Source organism: Ornithinimicrobium faecis, from assembly GCF_023923225.1.
GTDB lineage: Bacteria > Actinomycetota > Actinomycetes > Actinomycetales > Dermatophilaceae > Ornithinicoccus > Ornithinicoccus faecis.
Map to the genome: position 1 here is coordinate 1,523,170 of NZ_CP099489.1, position 18,299 is coordinate 1,541,468.

An 18,299-nucleotide genomic window follows, 5' to 3' on the forward strand; every position below is an offset into this window, starting at 1 on the left:
CTCATGCCGGCTGCGCGCCTGGTGCTCGACGCGAACCAGCGTCCGACGTTGTCCACGGCCCGGCTGCGGCTGGGTGTCCCAGCTCTGAGCGACACCGCAGCGATCCTGGCGATCGCTGGTGACCCACGCACGGTCGAGCACAACCCGTCCGACCTGGTCGCTGACCTGCTGGAGGCCGAGGAGCTCGTGGGGCGTTGGGTCCAGCACTGGGACGATCGCGGCTTTGGCTATTGGTGTGTGCGCGAGGTCGGCAGCGCCACCGTCGTGGGGTATTGCGGGCTGAAGAGCATGCATGCGCAGGGCCAACCGGTCCTCAATCTGATCTATCGGCTCATCCCGGCTGTGTGGGGTCGGGGTTATGCGACCGAGGCGGCGCAGGCAGTCGTTTCGTGGGCGGGCACAGCACAGCCCAAGGCGACGATCCTCGCGAGGGTGCGACCGGACAACGAGGCCTCCCGCAGGGTTGCTCTCAAGGCCGGGCTGCGGCCAGACCCGGCACTCGACGAGAACGGGCAGGACGGTCCCGATCTCGCCTTCAGCAACAGGGGCGACCCACGGCATACGGGGGGATGAGGGTGAAGGTGTGCCGTGGAACGAACGCCGTCCGCTCGGTGTTGTGCCCTCCACGAGTCCGGCCTCCGGCCGCACACCGGCGACGGAGGGAAGGACCATGCGAGCGCTGTGGGTTCTCGGACACCCCGAGGCCAACTCTCTGAACGGCCGACTCCGCGATGTCGGGGTGTCCGCGCTGCGAGATGACGGCTGGGACGTCGTCGAGTCCGACCTCTATCGCGACGGTTTCGATCCGCTCCTGGTCACCGAGGGCGGCGTGGATGTGCGCCGCGAGCAGGACAAGCTGCGTGCCGCCGATCTGCTGGTGCTGCAGTTCCCGCTCTGGTGGTACAGCATGCCGGCCATCCTCAAGGGCTGGGTGGACCGCGTCTTCGAGGCTGGCTTCGCCTATGACGTCATCGATCCGGCGACCGGCCGTGCCCGCAAGTATGGCGATGGCGGACTCGCCGGGAAGCGCGCGCTCGCGGTCGTCACCGCGGGCGACCGCCCCGGGTCACTCGAGCCCCGCGGCATCAGCGGCACGATCGAGGAGGTGCTCTGGCACCTGCTCCACGGGACGTTCTGGTACACCGGCATGGATGCGCTGCCCCCTCACCTGGTCTCCCTCGCCAGGGACGTCGATGAGGAGCGTATGCAGCGGCTCGAGGGCGACCTGGCCGCTCGACTTCGCGGGGTGATGAGTGAGCCGCGCATCCCCTACCGACCCCTGACCGAGGAGCACTACGACCACGGGATCCGGCTGCTGCCGCACGTCGCGGCGGGGGAGACCGAGCTCCGCGCTCACCAGCAGAGCCCACCTGGGGCAGGCGCCTAGCTCCGGAGCCTGGTCTCCCCGCGCGGCGGCGTCGCGTCAGGCGACCGCAGTCCCGTCCAGCTCGACCAGCTGCCCGGGGACCGCGAGCCGCTTCACGCCGAGCATGGTCGTGGTGGGGGCCACCCCAGCGGCGCCGAGGCGGGCCGCCAGGACGCCATAGTGCGGGAACAATGCGTCGACGTCGGTGGTGTAGACGTTGAGCCGGATGAGGTGCGCGAGGGTCATGCCCGCCTCATGAAGAACAGTTTCGAGGTTGTCGACGGCGAGCCGCAACTGTCCGGCCAGGTCACCGGTATGTGCAGGCTCGCCGTCACTCGTCATGGCCGTCTGCCCAGAGATGTAGAGGGTCCGAGTCTGTCCGGACACCACCTCGCCCTGGTTGAACCCCATCTCCAGGGACCACGTGACGGGATTGACTGCAGTTCGTTGCATCGGGACTCCATCCAGATCGTTGCGAGGCGTGCCGGGCCGAGTCGGCCGACGTCTGACCCCGCGATGCGAGCCTGCCAACAAATCACGACACCCTGTGTCAGGTTTTCGATAGGTTTCTCGTGTGCGTGCTGATCGACTCGTTGCGCTGGTGCTGCTCCTGCGCCAGCGCGGTCGCCTGACGTCAGAAGCCCTGGCCCGGGAGCTGGAGGTCTCCACGCGCACCGTGCTGCGTGACATCGAGGCGTTGTCCACGGCTGGAGTCCCGGTCTATGCCGAGCGTGGGAGACACGGTGGCTTCGCACTCTTGCCCGGCTTCCGGTCCGAGCTCACCGGCCTGAACCATGAGGAGGCGCTCGCGCTGCTGACCGTTGGGTCGGAGCGCGGCGAGCGAATCTTTGGTCTGAGTGCTGCCCTGGGCTCGGCGATGCGCAAGGTGGTTGACGCGCTGCCGGCAGGCCACCAGGCCAGCGTGAGTGACGCGGCGCAACGACTCCTCATCGAGCCAGAGACCGACCTGCTCTCGCGTCGCACGGTCACCGAGGGCGTCGCAGCGGCCGTGATGAGTGAAGTGCGCAGCGCTGTCCTCTCCGGTCACAAGGTGCGCTTCGACTATGCCGCCCTCGACAAGCCACCGCAGCAGCGGACGGTGGATCCGATCGGTCTGGTGACCGTGCGTGGCCGCACCTACCTGCTGGCGATCAGAGAGGGCGAAGACCGCACCTACCGACTCTCCCGCATGGTGACCGCCACGGAGCTCGCCGAGCCGGCGCAGCGACCGGATCGGGTGGACCTCGATCGGATCTGGCGGGAGCGGACGGCACGATTCTTGGCGGAGGACCACCTGACCGTGCTGGTGCGGATCAAGCCGACCCGACGCGAAGAGCTGCTGAATGCCGTGCGTGCTGTGCGTGCGGAGGAGCCCGAGCCCGATGCGTGGCTGCGCCTGGAGGTCACGTTTGAGGATCTCCGTCACGCGGTGTGGGCCCTCTGGCAGCTAGGCACCGACGTCGAGGCTCTTGCGCCAGACTCCCTGCGGGTCGCCTTGCGCAACCGTGCCGCCACCGTGGCGGCACGTTATGAGGAGCCGCTCACGGGCCCTTGAGATCCCGCGCTGCACCCCACCTGGTCACCCTCGCCCGCGACGGCGCAGTATCCTACTGCAAGTAGTATGATCGGTGACATGAGTGCCGGGCCGACGCGTGAGAAGGTCAGTTGGACGATCGAGGCTGAGGTGCTGGAGGGTGTGCGGCGTCGTGTGCCTCGGGGACAGGTGTCGGCCTATGCCACCGAAGCGCTGCGCAGGCAACTGGAGCGGGACAACCTCGACGAGTTGATCGGGGAGCTGGTTGACGTGCACGGGCCGCTGGATGAGGCTGCAGTGGCCGCGTACGTGCGAAGGTGGCAGTAGAGAAGTGGCCAGGACGCTGGTCCTGGACTCTGAGGCCGTCTCCGCCGTGGCCGAGCGTCGCAAGGGCATGGCCGAGCGGTTAGCAGCCGCCAGGGTGCTCGACGCGCGAGTGGTCCTGCCCAGCATCGTGCTCGTGGAAGTCATGACCGGCAGCGCCAGGGACGCCGCGGTGTGGCACGTGGTCAATCGCGTGCTGGTGGCCACGCTGGAGGAGACCAGCGCGGCGCGGGCCGGTGCCCTGCGCAGCGGGGGCACCAGCACCCGCCGCAAAGCACGCGACCTCACGGTCGATGCGATCGTGGCCGCTGCCGCGATCGACCACGCACCCTCCGTCGTCCTCACCGCGGACCCCGCCGACCTGACCCTTCTGGTGCAGGACCATGACGTCCTCGTGGAACCCATCTGACTCGATCGTGCGTCGGGCGGCCATGTCCGAGGGCAGCCACTGCCTCAGTTCTGAGGATCGTGGTCGGAGGTGGTGTCGGCCAGACGGTAGACGTCGCGACCGTCGACCGTGGTCGACGTGAGCTTGCCCCGGGCCACGAGCAGCAGCAGGTGCACCCGGGTCTCCATCGTGGCCAGCGCGGAGTTGAACAGGTCGAGCGTCTCGAAGGCACGCTCGTGGCGTGTCCAGTGCAGGGTCAGCGCCACATCGTGGGCCGTGAGTTCGCGGCCGGTGTCGAAGGCCGCCAGGCACTGGGTGAGTCGGAGCTCGTGGTGGTCGAGCAGCTGGTCGACCCGCTCGTGCGAGGACATCCCGACGGGGCCGTGCGCGGGCAGCACCCGCAGGTCGGGCAGGCCGCGGACCTTGGTCAGGGACGCCATGAAGTCGCCGAGCGGCTGGACGGGGTTGGCTCCCTCGAACCCGATGGAGGGCGTGATGGTGGGCAGCACGTGGTCACCCGCGAACAGCAGACCAGCGGACTGGTCGGCGAAGACATAGTGGCCCTGGGTGTGACCGGGCGTGGACACCGCGTCCAGGTCGCGCGCCCCCACCGTGATCTGGTGGTCACCCTCCAGCCAGGTGTCCGGGTCGCTCCACAGCGACGGGTCGATCCGCTCGCTGCGGAAGGCGGTGGCCCACTGCTCGGCGATCTCGGTGGCTCCGGCGCGCACCAGCACCGGTGTGTGGTGGCTCTCGCCGGGTGTGGCGTTGCGCAACTGGGCCAGGGACGTCTTCTCACCGATCCCGAGACTGAGGTGCGAGCCGACCTCCCGCCCGAGCACCACGGCCTGGGTGTAGTGGTCGCGGTGCACGTGAGTCACCAGGAAGGAGGCGATGTCGCGCACCGAATAGCCCGCCTGGGCCAGGCAACGGTCCAGGACCTGTCGTGAGGCCTCGATGGCCCAGCCGCCGTCGATGAGCGTGAGCCCTGCGTCGGTCTCGATCGCGTAGACGTTGACCGAGCGCAGTCCGTCCTGGGGGAGCGGCAGGGGGATGCGATAGATGCCGGGTGCGACCTGCCAGGCGCCCTCCTCGGTCCAGTGCGTCCCGGAGTCGGGCGAGACGGCGCGGGCTGTGGAGACGTTCTGATCCGGTGAGGTCACCGCTCGATCATGTCAGCCCGCTCAATCGCTGGTGAGCCAGCCCCGCTGCGCGGCCTGCCAGGCCAGTTGCATCCGCGTCTCCGTGTTGGCCAGTGCCATCAGCTCGCTGATCCGGCGTTGCACGGTCCGCAGGCTGACGCCCAACCGGGTGGCGATCGCCTTGTCTGTCACCCCGGCGACGAGCAACGAGAGCAGCTCCCGCTCGTCCGGTCCCAGCAGCGAGGCCCGAGACGTCACCTGGACCTGGTCGCCCGATTCACCGACGTGCAGCGGCGAGGCGTCCGACCAGTACGCGTCGAAGAGCGCGATCAGCGCGGTGAGCAGGTTGGAGTCGCGCACCAGGGCGGCCGTGGGCTCGTCGCTGCCCTCGCGGTTGGTGATCAGCGGGCACAGCGCCAGACTGCGGTCGGCGACAGCCAGCCGCAACGGGAGCGACGGAGCGGCTCGGGCCACCTCCCCAGCGCGCACCCCACGCTCCACATTGACGAGCATGGTGGGGTCGTCGAGCATCGCCTGCTCATAGATGACGCGGTAACGCACGCCCCGGGCCAGGCCCGTGTATTCCTCGTCGTTCTCCCCGGAGGCCATGGCGACGTGACCGGCCTTGCAGAACCAGAGCATCTCCTCCCGGGTGGATTGCTGCACCGTGCGCAGGGCCTGCCGGATGCCAGCGGCTCCGTGCACCACCTCGACCAGTTGGTCGGCATCTCGACGGCGCGCGTTGGCCCGGTGTTCCTCGGCCAGCTTGGTGACCGCCAGCGTGGCCTCGGTCAGCTCCTGGTGACCGCGCAGCAGCAGCGGGGCGAAGGCGACGTCGGGTGCAGCGGCAGCGACCCGGGGCGGCGTCTCCTCGACGAGAGTCGCGAGCCCCTGGTCGCGGAGCCGGCGCACGGCGGCCTCGGTGTCCGGGAGGGGGCGGTCGGCCAGCTCGGCCAGGTGGCTGACGTCGGTCTCGACCGCACGGACCAGCAGCCGATACAGCTCCTCATCGGAGGGGCCCAGTCCGGTCGCCCGCAGACTCATGACGGGAACTGCCAGGTGTCTCGGGCACTGAAGTGATGGACACGCATCGTCCCATCATGACGTGCCACCCGATCAGCGTGCAGCCCGTTTGGCCCGGTCGGGCCGCCCAGAGGGTCCTGACGCCACAGGGTGGGAGTCTTCACTCTCCGGTGCCGGCGCCCCTGGCCGGAGTGACCGGGAGGAAGGTGGCCGCCGTGAAGCCGTGCTCCGTGAACGCCTGGGTCACGGCAGCCTCGACCTGCGGGACTCGAGTCGACTCCACGAGGGCAATGACGGCGCCACCGAACCCGCCGCCGGTCATCCGGGCGCCGAGGGCACCGGCTGAGACGGCGCTCTGAACTGCCACGTCGACCTCGGGCACCGTGTTCTCAAAGTCGGTGCGAGCGGCCTCGTGACTCTGCGTCAGGACCGGGCCGACCTCTGCGAGCCGGCCAGCGCGGACCAGGTCGACGGACTGCAGGACCCTGGCGTTCTCCCCGAGCACATAGCGCGCCCGGCGCATCACCACGTCGTCCCCGAGCTCGGTCAGGGCGGCGGCGACATCCTCCACGTCCCGCAGTGCCACCACCCCGAGCCGTCGAGCAGCCTCCTCACAGGCCTGGCGACGCTCGGCATACGCACCGTCGACGTGCTGGTGCGGCGCATTGGTGTCGATGACGAGGAGAACCAACCCCTGGTCGGCCAACCCCGCTGGAACCGGCTCGACCGACAGGGCCCGGGCGTCAAAGAACGACAGGTGATCCGGCACCGAGTGCAGCACCGCCATCTGGTCCAGCAATCCGGTCGGGGCACCGACATAGTCGTTCTCGGCCCGCTGGATGATCCTGGCCAGCTCCGTGCGGTCGGGCTCCAGGCCGGCCAACCCGCAGAGCGCGAGGGCGACCGCACACTCCAGCGAGTGGGAGGAGGACAGCCCCGCACCGACGGGGACGGCGCTGCTGATCGTCAGGTCAGCACCCGGGGTGTCCAACCCGCTCTGCTGCAGGGCCCAGGCCACCCCGGCCACATAGGAGCCCCACCCGGCCACGTCACCGGGCTGGCCGGGCGGAGCGAAGGTCACGTCCTCATGCCCCGCCGACCGGGCGTGGATGACGCCGTCCGTGCATGGGCGAGCCCGCACCACGGTGCGCAGCGGGAGCGCGAAGGGCAGGGCGAAACCGTCGTTGTAGTCCGTGTGGTCACCGATCAGATTGACCCGGCCGGGGGCGGACCAGACCCGCTCGGGCAGACCCTCCCTACGCATCGCGCAACCGCTGGGCGATGGCCTCGGGCAGCGCATCGGTGACGAACGCCCCCATGCCGGACTCGGAGCCAGCCAGGTATTTCAGCTTGTCGGCCGTGCGGCGGATCGAGAAGAGCTGAAGGTGCAGATAGTCCAGCTCCTCGGGATCCTTGACGCCACCTTGGTGCCAGGCCGCGATGTAGGGCAGGGGGGCGTCATAGAGGTGGTCGAAGCGGCGCAGCAGGTCCAGGTAGACGCCCGCGAGATCCGCGCGCTCGGCGGCATCCAACTCAGCGAGCGTCCGGACCCGCCGGCGCGGATAGACGTGGACCTCCACCGGCCACCGGGCGGCTCCGGGCACGAAGGCAACCCAGTGCGGCGTCTCGGAGATCACCCGCACCTGAGCCTCCAGCTCGGCTTTCAGCAAGGTGGCGTGCAGGTCCTCGCCGGTGCGCTCCCGGTGGCGCCGGACGGCCGCGCGCATGCGCTCTGTGCGGGGCGTCAGGAACGGATAGGCATAGATCTGACCGTGCGGGTGCGACAGCGTCACACCGATCTCGCGTCCTCGGCTCTCGAAGCAGAAGACCTGCTCGACACCCTCCAGCTGGGAGAGCTCGGTGGTGCGCTGGGCCCAGGCCTCGATCACCAGGTCAGCATCCTGCACGGTCAGGTCGGCGAAGCTGGCGTCGTGGTTGCTGGAGAAGCACACGACCTCGCAGCGACCGAACCCTGGCCGGATCGGGATGAGCGGATTGTCCGACTCCAGCGGGCCGGCATCGGCGTGCGTCGACAGACTGGGGAAGCGGTTCTCGAAGACGACCACGTCGTAGTCGTCGGCCGGAACCTCCGACTGGTGCCCCTCGCGCGACGGACACAGGGGGCACTCGTTGGCCGGGGGGAGGAAGGTGCGGGACTGGCGGTGCGAGGCCATCATCACCCACTCCTCCAGGAGCGGGTCCCACCTCAGCTGTGACGACGAACTGACCGTGGGCAAACTCCGAGGATCGACCATGGCCCGGGCAGGGGACCCGTCATGGTCGAAATAGATCAGTTCCCGCTGGTCGGCGAGAGAGGTCCGTGTCATCTTCACCACGTCACCATAAACGAACACAAACGAACACACAACGCCTGCGGCCCGGTGAGTTCGCACAACGGCGTGTTCGACCGGTGCGTCACGGCGGGCTCGAGGGGTGAGCCGTGCCCGCTCGGGGAGCGCGTCTCCGCGGGCTCAGGGGGCAGGCACCGGGTGGGCGGACACCTCTGCGACCACCACATCCTGAGCCAGCTCGCGCAGCGCCGCCAGATCCTCGCTCGCCATGTGTGAGTCGACGACGATCGTGTCCGCCTGCTCGATCGAGGCGATGGTCTTGATGCCCACCGTGCCCCACTTGGTGTGATCGGCGAGCACCACGAAGCGGCGTCCCGCGTCCACCAGGGCGCGGTCGGTCTCGGCCTCGAGCAGGTTGGGTGTGGTGAAGCCGGCCTTGGGGTCCATGCCGTGGACGCCCATGAAGACCACGTCGAGGTGCAACTGCTCGAGGGCGCTGACCGCGAGTGGGCCGACCAGCGCGTCCGAGGGGGTTCGGACGCCACCGGTGAGCACGACATTGGGGCCGTTCGTGGGGCTCGCGTGCAGCAGGTCCGCAATCCGCATGGAGTTGGTGACGACGGTCAGGTCGGGCACGTCCACCAGGTGGCGCGCAAACATCCAGGTGGTCGTGCCGGCCGACAGCCCGATGGCTGAGCCGGGTGTCACCATGGCGAGGGCGGCAGCGGCGATCGCTTCCTTCTCCTCGACCTGGCGCTGGCCCTTGGCCTCGAAGCCGGGCTCATCGGTGCTGGGCGCGCGCCGCACCGTGGCACCGCCGTGCACCTTGTCGAGCTGCCCCTGCCCGGCAAGCGTGTCCAGGTCCCGGCGGATTGTCATGTCCGACACGCCGAGGAGCTGGGACAGCTCGCTGACCCGGATGGCGCCTCGGCGCTGGACCTCATCGAGGATGTGACCTTGTCGTTCTGCTGCTAGCACGGGCCCAGTCAACCATGCTGTGGCCCGTTGTGGGCAGATCTCGCGAAGTTATTTGTCGCAAATTGTTGCATTGTGGTGTTTGTTCATGTTTGATTGTCCGTTGACAGTGTGTACGTCGCCGCCCCAGCAGGGGGCGGATGACCGGGCGAGACAAAGGAGTTCTCATGACACGCAGTTTGCTTCTCCGGCACCTCGCGCTGGTGGGCGTCGCCTCACTGGCCCTGGCCGGTTGCACCAACACCGGTGAGGAAGAGGAACCGACCACTGACAGCGCCGCCGAGGGCGACGCCGGCAGCGAGGAGTCCGCGGACGCCGGCGCAGGCTCGAATGACGGTGCCGCACAGACCGTCCGTGAGGGTGAGGGCGCGGCCGGCGACGGCTGCACCATCGACCAGTACGGCGTGGAGCCCCTCGAGCTTGAGGGCGCAAAGGTCGGCTTCTCCCAGTCCGAGCCGGACACCGCGGCCTTCCGCGCGGCAGAGACGGAGTCGATCAAGTCGGCAGCCGAGGAGGTGGGGGTGGGCGAGATCATCGTCACCAACGCCAACAACGAGCTGCCCAAGCAGATCTCCGACATCCAGGACATGCTCAACCAGGGCGTGGAGTTCCTGATCGTCGCGCCGGTCAACTCCGACGGGCTGGACCCGGCACTGGACGCGGCCAAGGAGGCTGGTGTTCCGGTCCTGACCATCGACCGCAAGGTCACCAACGAGCCGTGCACGGACTACATCGCCTTCCTCGGGTCGGACTTCTACGACCAGGGTGAGCGCGCCGCCGACGCCATGAACGAGGCCACCGGCGGCGAGGGCAAGGTCGCGATCCTGCTCGGCGCCTCGGGCAACAACGTCACGGACAACCGCAACGCCGGCTTCAAGGACAAGGTCGAGGCCGACTACCCGGGCCTGGAGATCGTGGCCGAGCAGACCGGCAACTTCGCCCGCGACGAGGGCCAGACGGTCACCGAGCAGCTGCTGCAGTCCAACCCCGACATCACCGCGATCTACGCCCACAACGATGAGATGGGCCTGGGCGCTGTGACCGCGGTGAAGGCTGCGGGGCTGCAGCCCGGCGAGGACATCAAGATCGTCTCGATCGACGGCACCAAGAACGCGGTCCAGGGCATCGTCGACGGCGAGATCAACGCCGTGATCGAGTCCAACCCGCGGTTCGGGCCGCTGGCCTTCCAGACCGCGCAGAAGTTCTATGACGGTGAGGCCATCCCGGAGGATGTCATCATCCAGGACAACGAATACAACGCGGACAACGCCGAGGAGAACCTGGCCAACGCGTTCTGATCAGGCGGGTGTCCCTGGCCCCTGGCGTGACCCGCGACGTGCGGCAGTTGCGACCACGGGCCGGGGGACCCTCCCATCAGGGCCGACCCACAGCGGGTCGGTCTGTCCCGAGCCCGCAGGGTGTCGCGCCCTCCACCAGGGCGTGGCCCCCGAGCCACGAGAGGTGAAGTGGTGACCGAGACCACCCTTCCGCGCACCGAGACCGCGACGAGTCCGGTGCTCCAGACCATTGGGGTCGTCAAGACCTTCGGTGGCGTCCATGCCCTGCGCGGCGTCGACTTCGCTCTGGCCGGCGGTGAGATCCACGCTCTCGTCGGCGAGAACGGGGCCGGCAAATCAACCCTGATCAAGGTGCTCACCGGGGTCTATCGACCCGACGACGGGCAGGTGCAGTTCCGCGGCGAGCAGGTCACCTTCGGTCACCCGTCCATGGCACAGCAGGCGGGGATCTCCACGATCTATCAGGAGGTCAACCTCGTGCCGCTGCTCTCGGTGGCACGCAACATCTTCCTCGGCCGTGAGCCGCGGACCCGGCTGGGCCTGATCGACACCCGCGCCATGGACCGTGACGCCGCGAAGCTCATCGGCCAGCTCGGGATCCACCTGGACGTCCGCGCCGAGTTGGGTCGACTCGGTCTCGGCGCACAGCAGATGGTGGCGCTGGCCCGCGCGATGTCGGTCGACAGCCGCGTGGTGATCATGGACGAGCCGACCTCCTCCCTGGAGGCGCCCGAGGTCGCCACCCTGTTTGAGGTGGCCCGCAACCTGCGCGACCAGGGGGTGGGCCTGATCTTCGTCTCCCACCGTCTCGATGAGCTCTGGCAACTCTGCGACCGGGTGACGATCCTGCGAGATGGGCAGCACGTGCACACCGGCGAGATGGCAGACGTGTCGCGCGCCGAGCTGGTCTCTCACATGCTCGGCCGCGACCTGGCACAGGTGGAGCGCGGGGGAGCGACCGACTTCGGCGAGAGTCACCTGCGCGACCGAGAGCCTGTCCTGACCGTGCGAGGTGTCGATGCCCGCAACACGCTGCACGGAGTCGGGCTGGACGTACGCCCCGGTGAAGTGGTCGGTCTCGGCGGGCTGCTCGGGTCCGGCCGCAGCGAGACCGTCAAGGCTGTCTACGGTGCCCTGCCCACCACCGGTGGTGAGGTGCGGGTCGGAGGCAAGGACGTGCGGCGCAACTCCGTGCCGGACGCACTCCGGTCGGGGATCGCGCTGCTGTCCGAGGACCGCAAGGCCGAGGGGATCATCCCCGCCCTGTCGGTGCGCGACAACATCGCCCTCGCGGTGCTCCCACGCATGTCGCGCTTCGGGATCGTCTCCGAGGCCCGCATCGACGCGCTCGTGCAGACCTTCATGGAGCGCCTGCACATCAAGGCCTCCAGCCCGCGGCAGCCGGTCGGAGAACTGTCCGGCGGCAACCAGCAGAAGGTGCTCATCGCCCGATGGCTGTGCACCGAACCCACCGTCTTCCTGCTCGACGAACCGACCCGGGGCATCGACGTCGGCGCCAAGGCCGAGGTGCAGTCCCTGATCGACGAGTTGGCTGAGCAGGGGCTGGCCGTGGTGCTGATCTCCAGCGAGATGGACGAGTTGGTCGAGGGCGCCGACCGCGTCGTGGTCCTGCGCGACGGTGCGGTCAGCGGCGAGCTCGACGGTGCCCACCTGAGCAGCTCGGACCTGCTGGCCGCCCTGGCCGGTGACATCGCCGAAGCCGACGCCGAGGCGCAGCAGACCGACAGCCCAGAACAGACCGCCGATCAGACCCGGCTCGGAGGACAGGCATGAGCTCAACGACCGCCACCGCCGAGCGCACCCGCACGCGGATCGACCTGGACTGGGTGCGCCGCAACGGCGTCTACGTCGCGCTGGTCGCACTGCTGCTGTTCAACGTCGTCGCGACCAACAACTTCCTCTCCGAGCGCACCCTGATGCTGCAGCTGATCCAGGTGACACCCGTCGTCATCGTGGCGCTGGGCATGGCGCTGGTGATCGGCACAGAGGGCATCGACCTGTCCGTCGGAGCGGTGATGGCGCTCGCGGCCGCCGTCATCCCGCTCTACATCGGCTATGGCGCCCCGCTCGCCATCCTTGCCGCCCTGACCGCGGGCCTGCTCTGCGGCGCGCTCGCCGGATCGATCATCGGCTTCGTCGGGGTGCAACCCATCGTCGCCACGCTGGGCATCATGGTCGCCGGTCGCGGTGTGGCCAACCTGCTCGGCGGCGAGATCAAGAGCATCCGCGAGCCGGGCTTCGTGGCACTGGGCACCGGTGAGTTCCTCGGGGTCCCGTATGTCGTGCTGATCGCTATTGCCATCTCCCTGGCCGTGTGGTTCGTCGCCCGACGGACGATCTATGGCCGCCAGCTCGTGGCGATCGGCGGCAATCCCCGGGCCGCCCTGCTCGCCGGGCTGCCGGTCCGCCGGGTGATCATCACCACGTATGTCGTGTGCGGGCTCCTCGCCGCCGTCGCCGGAGTGCTCATGGCGGCCCGGTCCCAGGCCAGTGATCCGACCAAGCTGGGTCTGCTGATGGAACTGTCTGCGATCACGGCGGTCGTCATCGGCGGCACCCCGCTGTCGGGTGGGCAGGTGCGCATCGTCGGCACCATCGCCGGTGCCCTTCTGCTGCAACTGATCACCGCCACCCTGATCTTCCACAACATCCCCGACTCCACCGCGCAGATGGCCCAGGCGGTCATCGTCATCGCCGCGGTCTATGTGCAGCTCGGGCGCCGAAAGGGGTCCTCATGACCGGCACGCTGACCACCGACGCCCCGACCGACCGGGTCGACTCCGCCGGCGGTGGTCGCCGGAGCACCGGAGCGACCGTCGCGCGCGTGCTGCAGCGCCAGGGGGCGCTGCTCATCCTGGCCGCGGTCTGTGTCGTTGCGGGCATCGCCTTCGACAACTTCGCGACCTTTGGCAACTTCAGCGCCGTCGCGGTGCAGGCCTCCTTCCTGGCAGTCGTCGCCCTCGGCATGACCTTCGTGATCATGACGGCCGGCATCGACCTCTCGGTGGGTTCGGTCTTCGCGCTCGGCGGGGTGCTGGCCGCCTGGGGGAGCCAGCACGGCGCACTCATTGGTCTGCTGCTGCCCCTGGCCGTGTGCGGTCTGATCGGCCTGGTGCAGGGCCTGATCGTGGCCCGTGGCGGGCTCCCGCCGTTTATCGTGACCCTGGCCGGTCTGCTGTTCGCACGCGGCCTGTTGCTGGCACTGTCCGACGAGGGAGCCACGACCTACAAGGTGCCGGAGGGGTCCTGGTTCCGCCAGCTCGCCCAGGGAGAGTTCCTCGGGCTCGGCCTCACCGTCTGGATCGTCATCATCCTCTTCCTGATCGGCGGAGTTGTCCTGCACCGCACGACCTTTGGCTCGACCATCCTCGCCATCGGTGGCCAGGAGGACGCCGCCGACCTGATGGGTCTGCCGGTGGCCCGCACCAAGGTCGTGGCCTATCTGATGTGTGCGATGCTCGCCGGTCTGGGCGGCACGATGATGGCGTCCTACACGTCCTCGGGCGTCACGGTCCTCGGCGTCGGCATGGAGCTGGAGGTGATCGCGGCCGTCGTGCTCGGTGGCACCCTGCTGACCGGTGGCGCCGGCACGGTCCTGGGCAGCCTGGTTGGTGTCCTGCTGCTGACTGTCATCAAGAACGTCATCAACATGGTCGGCACGCTCAACTCCAACTGGCAGGCCGTGGTCAGCGGCGTGATCCTGCTGGTCGTCGTGGTGGCCCAGCGCTGGCTGGCCAAGATCGAGCGACGCTAGCCACGCTCGGCTCCGTGTCACAGCCGCGACCCCTGCGCCGTCTCAAGGTCATGACCATCCAGACCAACGAGACAGACAGCATCCCCGCAGGAGGAGCCATGGAGCACCCGACCCGCATCCCGCCAGCGCGGATCACCGGCCTCAAGGGCGCCGTGATCCGGCGTCTGATCGTCAAGAAGCTGGGGAAGGTGCCAGCCTCTGTGGGGGTCTACTGGCACAACCCTAAGGTGCTGTTTGCCTCGTCCGGCTTCGGTGGCAAGTTGCAAAAGTGGGACGCCTGCGACGAGAGCCTGAAGTCGTTCGCCCACATGGCGGTCGCGTCGCTCGTCGGGTGCACGTGGTGCCTGGACTTCAACTATTTCGAGATCCGCAACAAGGGCCTCGATGTGGACAAGGCCCGCCAGATCCCGCGGTGGCGTGAGGCGGACATCTTCACCGCGGTGGAGCGCGACGTCCTGGACTACGCGGAGGCGATGAGCCAGACGCCGCTGACCGTGAGCGACGAGCTGGTCGACCGGCTGCACGCCGAGTTGGGGCCGGCCGCCGTGGTCGAGCTCACCTCGGTGATTGCCTTCGCGAACATGACGACGCGGGGCAACGTCGCGCTCGGCATCGAGTCCGATGGGTTCGCCGCGGCATGTGGTCTGCAGCCGCTGCCCGAGCGTCCGGCTCTGCCCTCGCGCTCCTGAGGGGGTGACGTCCTCGCGCAGCTCCGACGGTGCCGAGCGCTAGCCTGACGAGCATGGCGAAAGACAGCCGGCTCACCGTGCTGGGCAGTTGTGGGGGCTTTCCGGAGCCTGGTCGCGCCTGCAACGGCTTCCTGCTCGAGCACGCCGACTACACGATCGTGCTCGACCTCGGCTATGGCACCCTGCCACGTCTGCTGGCATCGCGACCCGGCGGCGATGTCGACGCCATCGTGATCACCCACGAGCATCCCGATCACTGCATCGATCTCCATGCCTTGTTCCGAGTGCGCTTCTACGGATCCGACCGGCACGCTCGCATCCCGTTGTACTGTCCACCGGGCGTCCTGGACCGGCTGGCCGGCATCGAACCAGACGTGGATCTCAGCGTGGTCTTCGATCTGACCCCGTTGCCGGGCTCCTGTGACATCGGCCCGTTCCGGCTCACCTCGACCGTCCTGCCGCACTTCGTTGACAACGTCGGTGTCCGTCTTCAGAGCCGCGACCTCACGCTGGCCTACACCGGTGACACAGCACCGGTCCCGGAACTTGCCGAGCTCGGTCGGGACGCCGACCTGTTCATCGTGGAGGCAACGGACCGACCCGGCGAGATCGCCAGACCTGCCCGCAACCTCATGACCGCGGCGGAGGCGGGTCAATGGGCTGCGGCTGCTGGCGCCGAGCGACTCCTGCTCACGCACTTCTGGCCGGGCCGCGACCGGCGGGCTTCCATTGCCGCGGCCAGAGAGCACTACAAAGGCGACGTCATCGCCGCAGACGAGGGACTCATCCTGGACCTGTGAGCTCAGGGGCAGGTCACGCGGTCTGGCCCCTCGGCATACGTCGGCTTCTCGGGCTCCATCGCAAAGCGCTGCACGACGTGATCCACGGCCGTGCCGAGCACGATGCCGAGACCGATCGCCAGCACCAGGCCGAGCAGCGGGTTGTCGTGCATCCAGGTGCCGCCGAGCAGGCCGACCCCCACGCCGAACGAGGACCAGACGATCGCGGCGGTCAGGCTCAGTGGGAGATACCTGCGCAGCGGCATCCGCGAGGCGCCAGCGGTCACATTGATCATGACCCGCACGACCGGCACGAATCGGCCGGTGATCAGGAACAGTGCCGTGCGTCGGTCGAGGCTGCGCACGGTGCGCTCGATCACCCGGGTGGTGCGGGGCTTGCGCATCCAGGCGAACCTCTGCAGGCCGGTGCGGCGACCGATGCCGTATGCCGTGAGGTCACCGATCGCGGCCCCTGCGGCTCCGGCGAGGAAGACGAGCCAGACGTTCGGTTGGCCGGTCGCTGCCGCGATCGCCGCCAGTCCGATGACGAGGGACTCACTCGGCACGGGCGGGAAGAAGCCGTCGATGGCACAGAACGCCAGGAGCGCCAGCGGCACCCATGGGGCGCCGGCAGCGTCCAACAGGGCGGTGTTGAGGGTGTCGATGAGGTCCAGCACGGGTGGCTCCAGCGGTCGGGTGTGCCCCCGGTCCGGAGCGCACCTTCCACGGTGCCCGCTCGTGAGCCCAGGGGATATCGGGGGTGACCCTGACCCGACCCCCAACCACCCCTGAGTTCAGTCAGCCCTGAGTTGTGGGGTGTCAGGCTGGGTGGTCGCTGCCGCTTGCGGTGTCCCGACGCTCGGCGCGGCGCCGGGCATAGTGGTGCGCCTGGCGCAACAGGCTCACCGCCTGCCCGTGCGGGTCGGTGTCCGGGACGACGATGCAGACCCAGCCCTGGGCCCGATAGACCGGGTGCGGCAGGACGACATTGGTGGCGGTGTGATCGGTCGGCTCCGCCGGTGTGGTGCGCGGCTCCTCACCGGTGAGCTCAGTGAACGCCGCGGCGCCGACGTGGATGTTCAGGCGCCACCGACCGTCGCGGTTCAGGTCGCTGTGGGTGTCGTCGGGATAGTCCTTGGTCACGATCGTGGCGTAGGGCTGCTCACGCTGGGGGACCTGACCGTCGGGGGCGTAGTAGAAGAAGTGGTCGCCCCACGCGACCTCCGGGAACTCGCTGCCCTCGCCGGGGGCCAGCTCAAGAATGCCGTCGAAGGAGCGGATGATCTCCAGGAGTTGGTTCATGCTCATGGTTCAAGTGTGAGGCTCACGTGCGGTGAGGCGCGCATCACCGCTGCACTGCGGGCCGGGCGCCCGCCTAAGCAGCCTGCGATGCGGTGGGCAGCACCAGGGCGCCGTCCATCGTCACGACGTGGACGCTGATGAGCGGCACATCGGCCTCTGCGCACGCGTCGAGCGCCACCTGGTGCCAGGCCCGGTCGTCGTCGCAGACGCCGCCGATCTCGCGCACCAGGGCGAGCACCAGCCCAAGCGGGCCGTTGTGGTCGTCGCCGACCATCTCGCAGAGGCCGACCGCCCAGCGCATCGCGGTCCAGCGCTCATCGTGCGAGGTCGGGTGGGGCACGTCAGCGACCAGGATCGGCTGCATCAGCCGGCCGTCGTCGTCGCAGAAGAGGAAGGCCAGCCCGCCCTCCAGTCGGTCGTCCACATCCAGGAAGGCGTCGAGGGCGTCATTGGCGACCTCGGGGTCGTGGAGGGAGGGCATGGTGATCCGTGCTGCCAGATCGAATCTCTTGTCGTAGTTCATGTCCAGATGCTGATGGTTGCGGCCGGTTGCGCGCAGAAGTTGTCCACAGGGTCGCGTCAACAATTCCTCACGCAATGGTCAACAGCGGGGTTAGTCTGCAGGGGTGGCCGGTGCTCATCGAGGAGCCGAGGCTGTGGCGGTCTTCGCCACGGTCCTAGCCCTTGCTGCCTGCGGTGCGGACGTCCCCGAGGATCCGTCGCTGACAGTGGGACCGTCGTTGCCCACCGGTGGAGCGGAGTCGGACTCGGGGGAGAGCTCCGACGAGTCCGATCCCACGGCGACCCCGCCCACCGCAACCCCAGCTGTGGCGACGCCCCCAGAGACAACCGAGACCTCAGAGGCAACCGAGACCTCAGAGGCAACCGAGAACCCTGCTGAGCCCACGCGAGCAGACGCAGAGACCGACGACCTCCCGGACTTCGCCGGGCCGGGCGAGCAACAGACCCAGGACGCGGCCGGGCAGGCCCAACTCATCGTCGACGATGTGCGGGTTGGCCCGCATGACGGCTTCGACAGGACGGTGCTCGACCTGTCCGGCACGGGAGAGGTCGGCTGGCGCGCGGAGTATGTGACCGATCCCGCCCTGGAAGGCAGCGGCGCCCCCGTCGACCTCGCCGGGGAGTTCGTCCTGCAGGTCACCGTGCAGGGGATGGCTTATCCCGAAGCCGGCGACACGGCATACGAGGAGGGGGAGTTGCTCGTCGACGGAGGTGACCTGGCCACCGTGACCGAGATCCTGCGCACCGTGCCCTTCGAGGGCCAGTTGCCGGTCTTCATCGGGACCAGTGCCGAGGCGCCCTTCCGGGTGTTCCGGCTCAGTGAGCCTGAGCGGCTCGTCATCGACGTCCAGCACTGACCTGCACGGCTGAGGGCCCCGCCGCGGGTGCGGC

At 68.7% G+C, this 18,299-nt stretch carries 21 protein-coding genes; 12 read left to right on the plus strand and 9 right to left on the minus strand.

Features of this window, described 5'->3' with window-relative positions:
- The first annotated feature begins 3 nt into the window (after nt 1–3).
- Nucleotides 4–573 (plus strand): GNAT family N-acetyltransferase, encoded by a 570-nt coding sequence (locus NF556_RS07115; RefSeq protein ID WP_252594874.1) that lies wholly within the window; start codon nt 4–6, stop codon nt 571–573.
- Between the two features lie 97 nt (nt 574–670).
- A complete protein-coding gene (locus NF556_RS07120; RefSeq protein WP_252594876.1) occupies nt 671–1,387 on the plus strand; it encodes an NAD(P)H-dependent oxidoreductase in 717 nt (238 codons plus the stop codon).
- A 36-nt stretch (nt 1,388–1,423) separates the two neighbouring features.
- Here the strand turns inward: NF556_RS07120 and NF556_RS07125 are convergent, their stop codons facing one another.
- Nucleotides 1,424–1,819, minus strand: a complete 396-nt coding sequence (locus tag NF556_RS07125) for a RidA family protein (RefSeq protein WP_252594878.1) — start codon at nt 1,817–1,819, stop codon at nt 1,424–1,426.
- A gap of 121 nt (nt 1,820–1,940) precedes the next feature.
- Between NF556_RS07125 and NF556_RS07130 the strand changes: the two genes are divergently transcribed.
- From NF556_RS07130 to NF556_RS07140, 3 genes are all read left to right on the plus strand, one after another.
- Nucleotides 1,941–2,921, plus strand: a complete 981-nt coding sequence (locus tag NF556_RS07130; RefSeq protein WP_252594879.1) for a helix-turn-helix transcriptional regulator — start codon at nt 1,941–1,943, stop codon at nt 2,919–2,921.
- A gap of 78 nt (nt 2,922–2,999) precedes the next feature.
- A complete protein-coding gene (locus NF556_RS07135; protein ID WP_252594881.1) occupies nt 3,000–3,227 on the plus strand; it encodes a CopG family transcriptional regulator in 228 nt (75 codons plus the stop codon).
- Between the two features lie 4 nt (nt 3,228–3,231).
- Nucleotides 3,232–3,633 (plus strand): PIN domain-containing protein, encoded by a 402-nt coding sequence (locus NF556_RS07140; protein WP_252594883.1) that lies wholly within the window; start codon nt 3,232–3,234, stop codon nt 3,631–3,633.
- 44 nt (nt 3,634–3,677) lie between these two features.
- Here NF556_RS07140 and NF556_RS07145 read toward each other — a convergent pair whose 3' ends face one another.
- From NF556_RS07145 to NF556_RS07165, 5 genes are all read right to left on the minus strand, one after another.
- Nucleotides 3,678–4,775: an MBL fold metallo-hydrolase gene (locus tag NF556_RS07145; protein WP_252594885.1), complete on the minus strand. Its 1,098-nt coding sequence runs from the start codon at nt 4,773–4,775 to the stop codon at nt 3,678–3,680.
- Between the two features lie 21 nt (nt 4,776–4,796).
- The gene (locus tag NF556_RS07150) at nt 4,797–5,798 is read right to left on the minus strand and encodes a helix-turn-helix transcriptional regulator (RefSeq protein ID WP_252594887.1); all 1,002 of its coding nucleotides are present in this window, start codon (nt 5,796–5,798) and stop codon (nt 4,797–4,799) included.
- A 139-nt stretch (nt 5,799–5,937) separates the two neighbouring features.
- Nucleotides 5,938–7,041: a galactokinase gene (gene galK / locus NF556_RS07155; protein ID WP_252594889.1), complete on the minus strand. Its 1,104-nt coding sequence runs from the start codon at nt 7,039–7,041 to the stop codon at nt 5,938–5,940.
- Nucleotides 7,034–8,104 (minus strand): galactose-1-phosphate uridylyltransferase, encoded by a 1,071-nt coding sequence (gene galT, locus NF556_RS07160; protein WP_306271136.1) that lies wholly within the window; start codon nt 8,102–8,104, stop codon nt 7,034–7,036. Before galT ends, galK begins: the two co-directional genes overlap by 8 nt.
- Nucleotides 8,105–8,248: 144 nt before the next feature.
- A complete protein-coding gene (locus NF556_RS07165; RefSeq protein ID WP_252594893.1) occupies nt 8,249–9,046 on the minus strand; it encodes a DeoR/GlpR family DNA-binding transcription regulator in 798 nt (265 codons plus the stop codon).
- A gap of 164 nt (nt 9,047–9,210) precedes the next feature.
- Between NF556_RS07165 and NF556_RS07170 the strand changes: the two genes are divergently transcribed.
- The 6 genes from NF556_RS07170 to NF556_RS07195 all read left to right on the plus strand — a co-directional run bounded on the left by NF556_RS07170 (nt 9,211) and on the right by NF556_RS07195 (nt 15,605).
- Nucleotides 9,211–10,341 (plus strand): ABC transporter substrate-binding protein, encoded by a 1,131-nt coding sequence (locus tag NF556_RS07170; RefSeq protein WP_252594895.1) that lies wholly within the window; start codon nt 9,211–9,213, stop codon nt 10,339–10,341.
- Between the two features lie 171 nt (nt 10,342–10,512).
- Nucleotides 10,513–12,135: a sugar ABC transporter ATP-binding protein gene (locus NF556_RS07175; RefSeq protein ID WP_252594896.1), complete on the plus strand. Its 1,623-nt coding sequence runs from the start codon at nt 10,513–10,515 to the stop codon at nt 12,133–12,135.
- A complete protein-coding gene (locus tag NF556_RS07180; protein ID WP_252594898.1) occupies nt 12,132–13,100 on the plus strand; it encodes an ABC transporter permease in 969 nt (322 codons plus the stop codon). Before NF556_RS07175 ends, NF556_RS07180 begins: the two co-directional genes overlap by 4 nt.
- A complete protein-coding gene (locus NF556_RS07185; protein ID WP_252594900.1) occupies nt 13,097–14,116 on the plus strand; it encodes an ABC transporter permease in 1,020 nt (339 codons plus the stop codon). The genes NF556_RS07180 and NF556_RS07185 overlap by 4 nt, the downstream gene beginning before the upstream one ends.
- Before the next feature lie 14 nt (nt 14,117–14,130).
- Nucleotides 14,131–14,805, plus strand: a complete 675-nt coding sequence (locus tag NF556_RS07190) for a carboxymuconolactone decarboxylase family protein (RefSeq protein ID WP_252594902.1) — start codon at nt 14,131–14,133, stop codon at nt 14,803–14,805.
- A 53-nt stretch (nt 14,806–14,858) separates the two neighbouring features.
- Nucleotides 14,859–15,605 carry an MBL fold metallo-hydrolase gene (locus NF556_RS07195; RefSeq protein WP_252594904.1) on the plus strand — a complete coding sequence of 249 codons (747 nt, stop codon included), beginning with the start codon at nt 14,859–14,861 and terminating at the stop codon, nt 15,603–15,605.
- Nucleotides 15,606–15,607: 2 nt separating this feature from the next.
- Here NF556_RS07195 and NF556_RS07200 read toward each other — a convergent pair whose 3' ends face one another.
- The 3 genes from NF556_RS07200 to NF556_RS07210 form a co-directional block, all read right to left on the minus strand.
- Nucleotides 15,608–16,261, minus strand: coding sequence for a DedA family protein (locus tag NF556_RS07200; RefSeq protein WP_252594906.1), 654 nt, complete (start codon nt 16,259–16,261; stop codon nt 15,608–15,610).
- Nucleotides 16,262–16,403: 142 nt separating this feature from the next.
- Nucleotides 16,404–16,892 carry a DUF6194 family protein gene (locus NF556_RS07205; RefSeq protein WP_252594908.1) on the minus strand — a complete coding sequence of 163 codons (489 nt, stop codon included), beginning with the start codon at nt 16,890–16,892 and terminating at the stop codon, nt 16,404–16,406.
- Nucleotides 16,893–16,959: 67 nt separating this feature from the next.
- A complete protein-coding gene (locus NF556_RS07210) occupies nt 16,960–17,409 on the minus strand; it encodes a hypothetical protein (protein ID WP_252594910.1) in 450 nt (149 codons plus the stop codon).
- 103 nt (nt 17,410–17,512) lie between these two features.
- On the opposite strand from NF556_RS07210, the gene NF556_RS07215 reads away from it, so the two are divergent.
- Nucleotides 17,513–18,265 (plus strand): AMIN domain-containing protein, encoded by a 753-nt coding sequence (locus NF556_RS07215; protein ID WP_252594912.1) that lies wholly within the window; start codon nt 17,513–17,515, stop codon nt 18,263–18,265.
- Nucleotides 18,266–18,299: the final 34 nt, after the last annotated feature.

Bases quoted from the DNA above. Each gene is read 5' to 3' on its own strand.
- NF556_RS07180 (WP_252594898.1), top strand. From the start codon at position 12,132: ATGAGCTCAACGACCGCCACCGCCGAGCGCACCCGCACGCGGATCGAC.
- NF556_RS07205 (WP_252594908.1), bottom strand. From the start codon at position 16,892: ATGAGCATGAACCAACTCCTGGAGATCATCCGCTCCTTCGACGGCATT.
- NF556_RS07170 (WP_252594895.1), top strand. From the start codon at position 9,211: ATGACACGCAGTTTGCTTCTCCGGCACCTCGCGCTGGTGGGCGTCGCC.
- NF556_RS07135 (WP_252594881.1), top strand. From the start codon at position 3,000: ATGAGTGCCGGGCCGACGCGTGAGAAGGTCAGTTGGACGATCGAGGCT.
- NF556_RS07195 (WP_252594904.1), top strand. From the start codon at position 14,859: ATGGCGAAAGACAGCCGGCTCACCGTGCTGGGCAGTTGTGGGGGCTTT.
- NF556_RS07210 (WP_252594910.1), bottom strand. From the start codon at position 17,409: ATGAACTACGACAAGAGATTCGATCTGGCAGCACGGATCACCATGCCC.
- NF556_RS07120 (WP_252594876.1), top strand. From the start codon at position 671: ATGCGAGCGCTGTGGGTTCTCGGACACCCCGAGGCCAACTCTCTGAAC.
- NF556_RS07150 (WP_252594887.1), bottom strand. From the start codon at position 5,798: ATGAGTCTGCGGGCGACCGGACTGGGCCCCTCCGATGAGGAGCTGTAT.
- NF556_RS07185 (WP_252594900.1), top strand. From the start codon at position 13,097: ATGACCGGCACGCTGACCACCGACGCCCCGACCGACCGGGTCGACTCC.
- NF556_RS07115 (WP_252594874.1), top strand. From the start codon at position 4: ATGCCGGCTGCGCGCCTGGTGCTCGACGCGAACCAGCGTCCGACGTTG.
- galT (WP_306271136.1), bottom strand. From the start codon at position 8,104: ATGACACGGACCTCTCTCGCCGACCAGCGGGAACTGATCTATTTCGAC.
- galK (WP_252594889.1), bottom strand. From the start codon at position 7,041: ATGCGTAGGGAGGGTCTGCCCGAGCGGGTCTGGTCCGCCCCCGGCCGG.
- NF556_RS07125 (WP_252594878.1), bottom strand. From the start codon at position 1,819: ATGCAACGAACTGCAGTCAATCCCGTCACGTGGTCCCTGGAGATGGGG.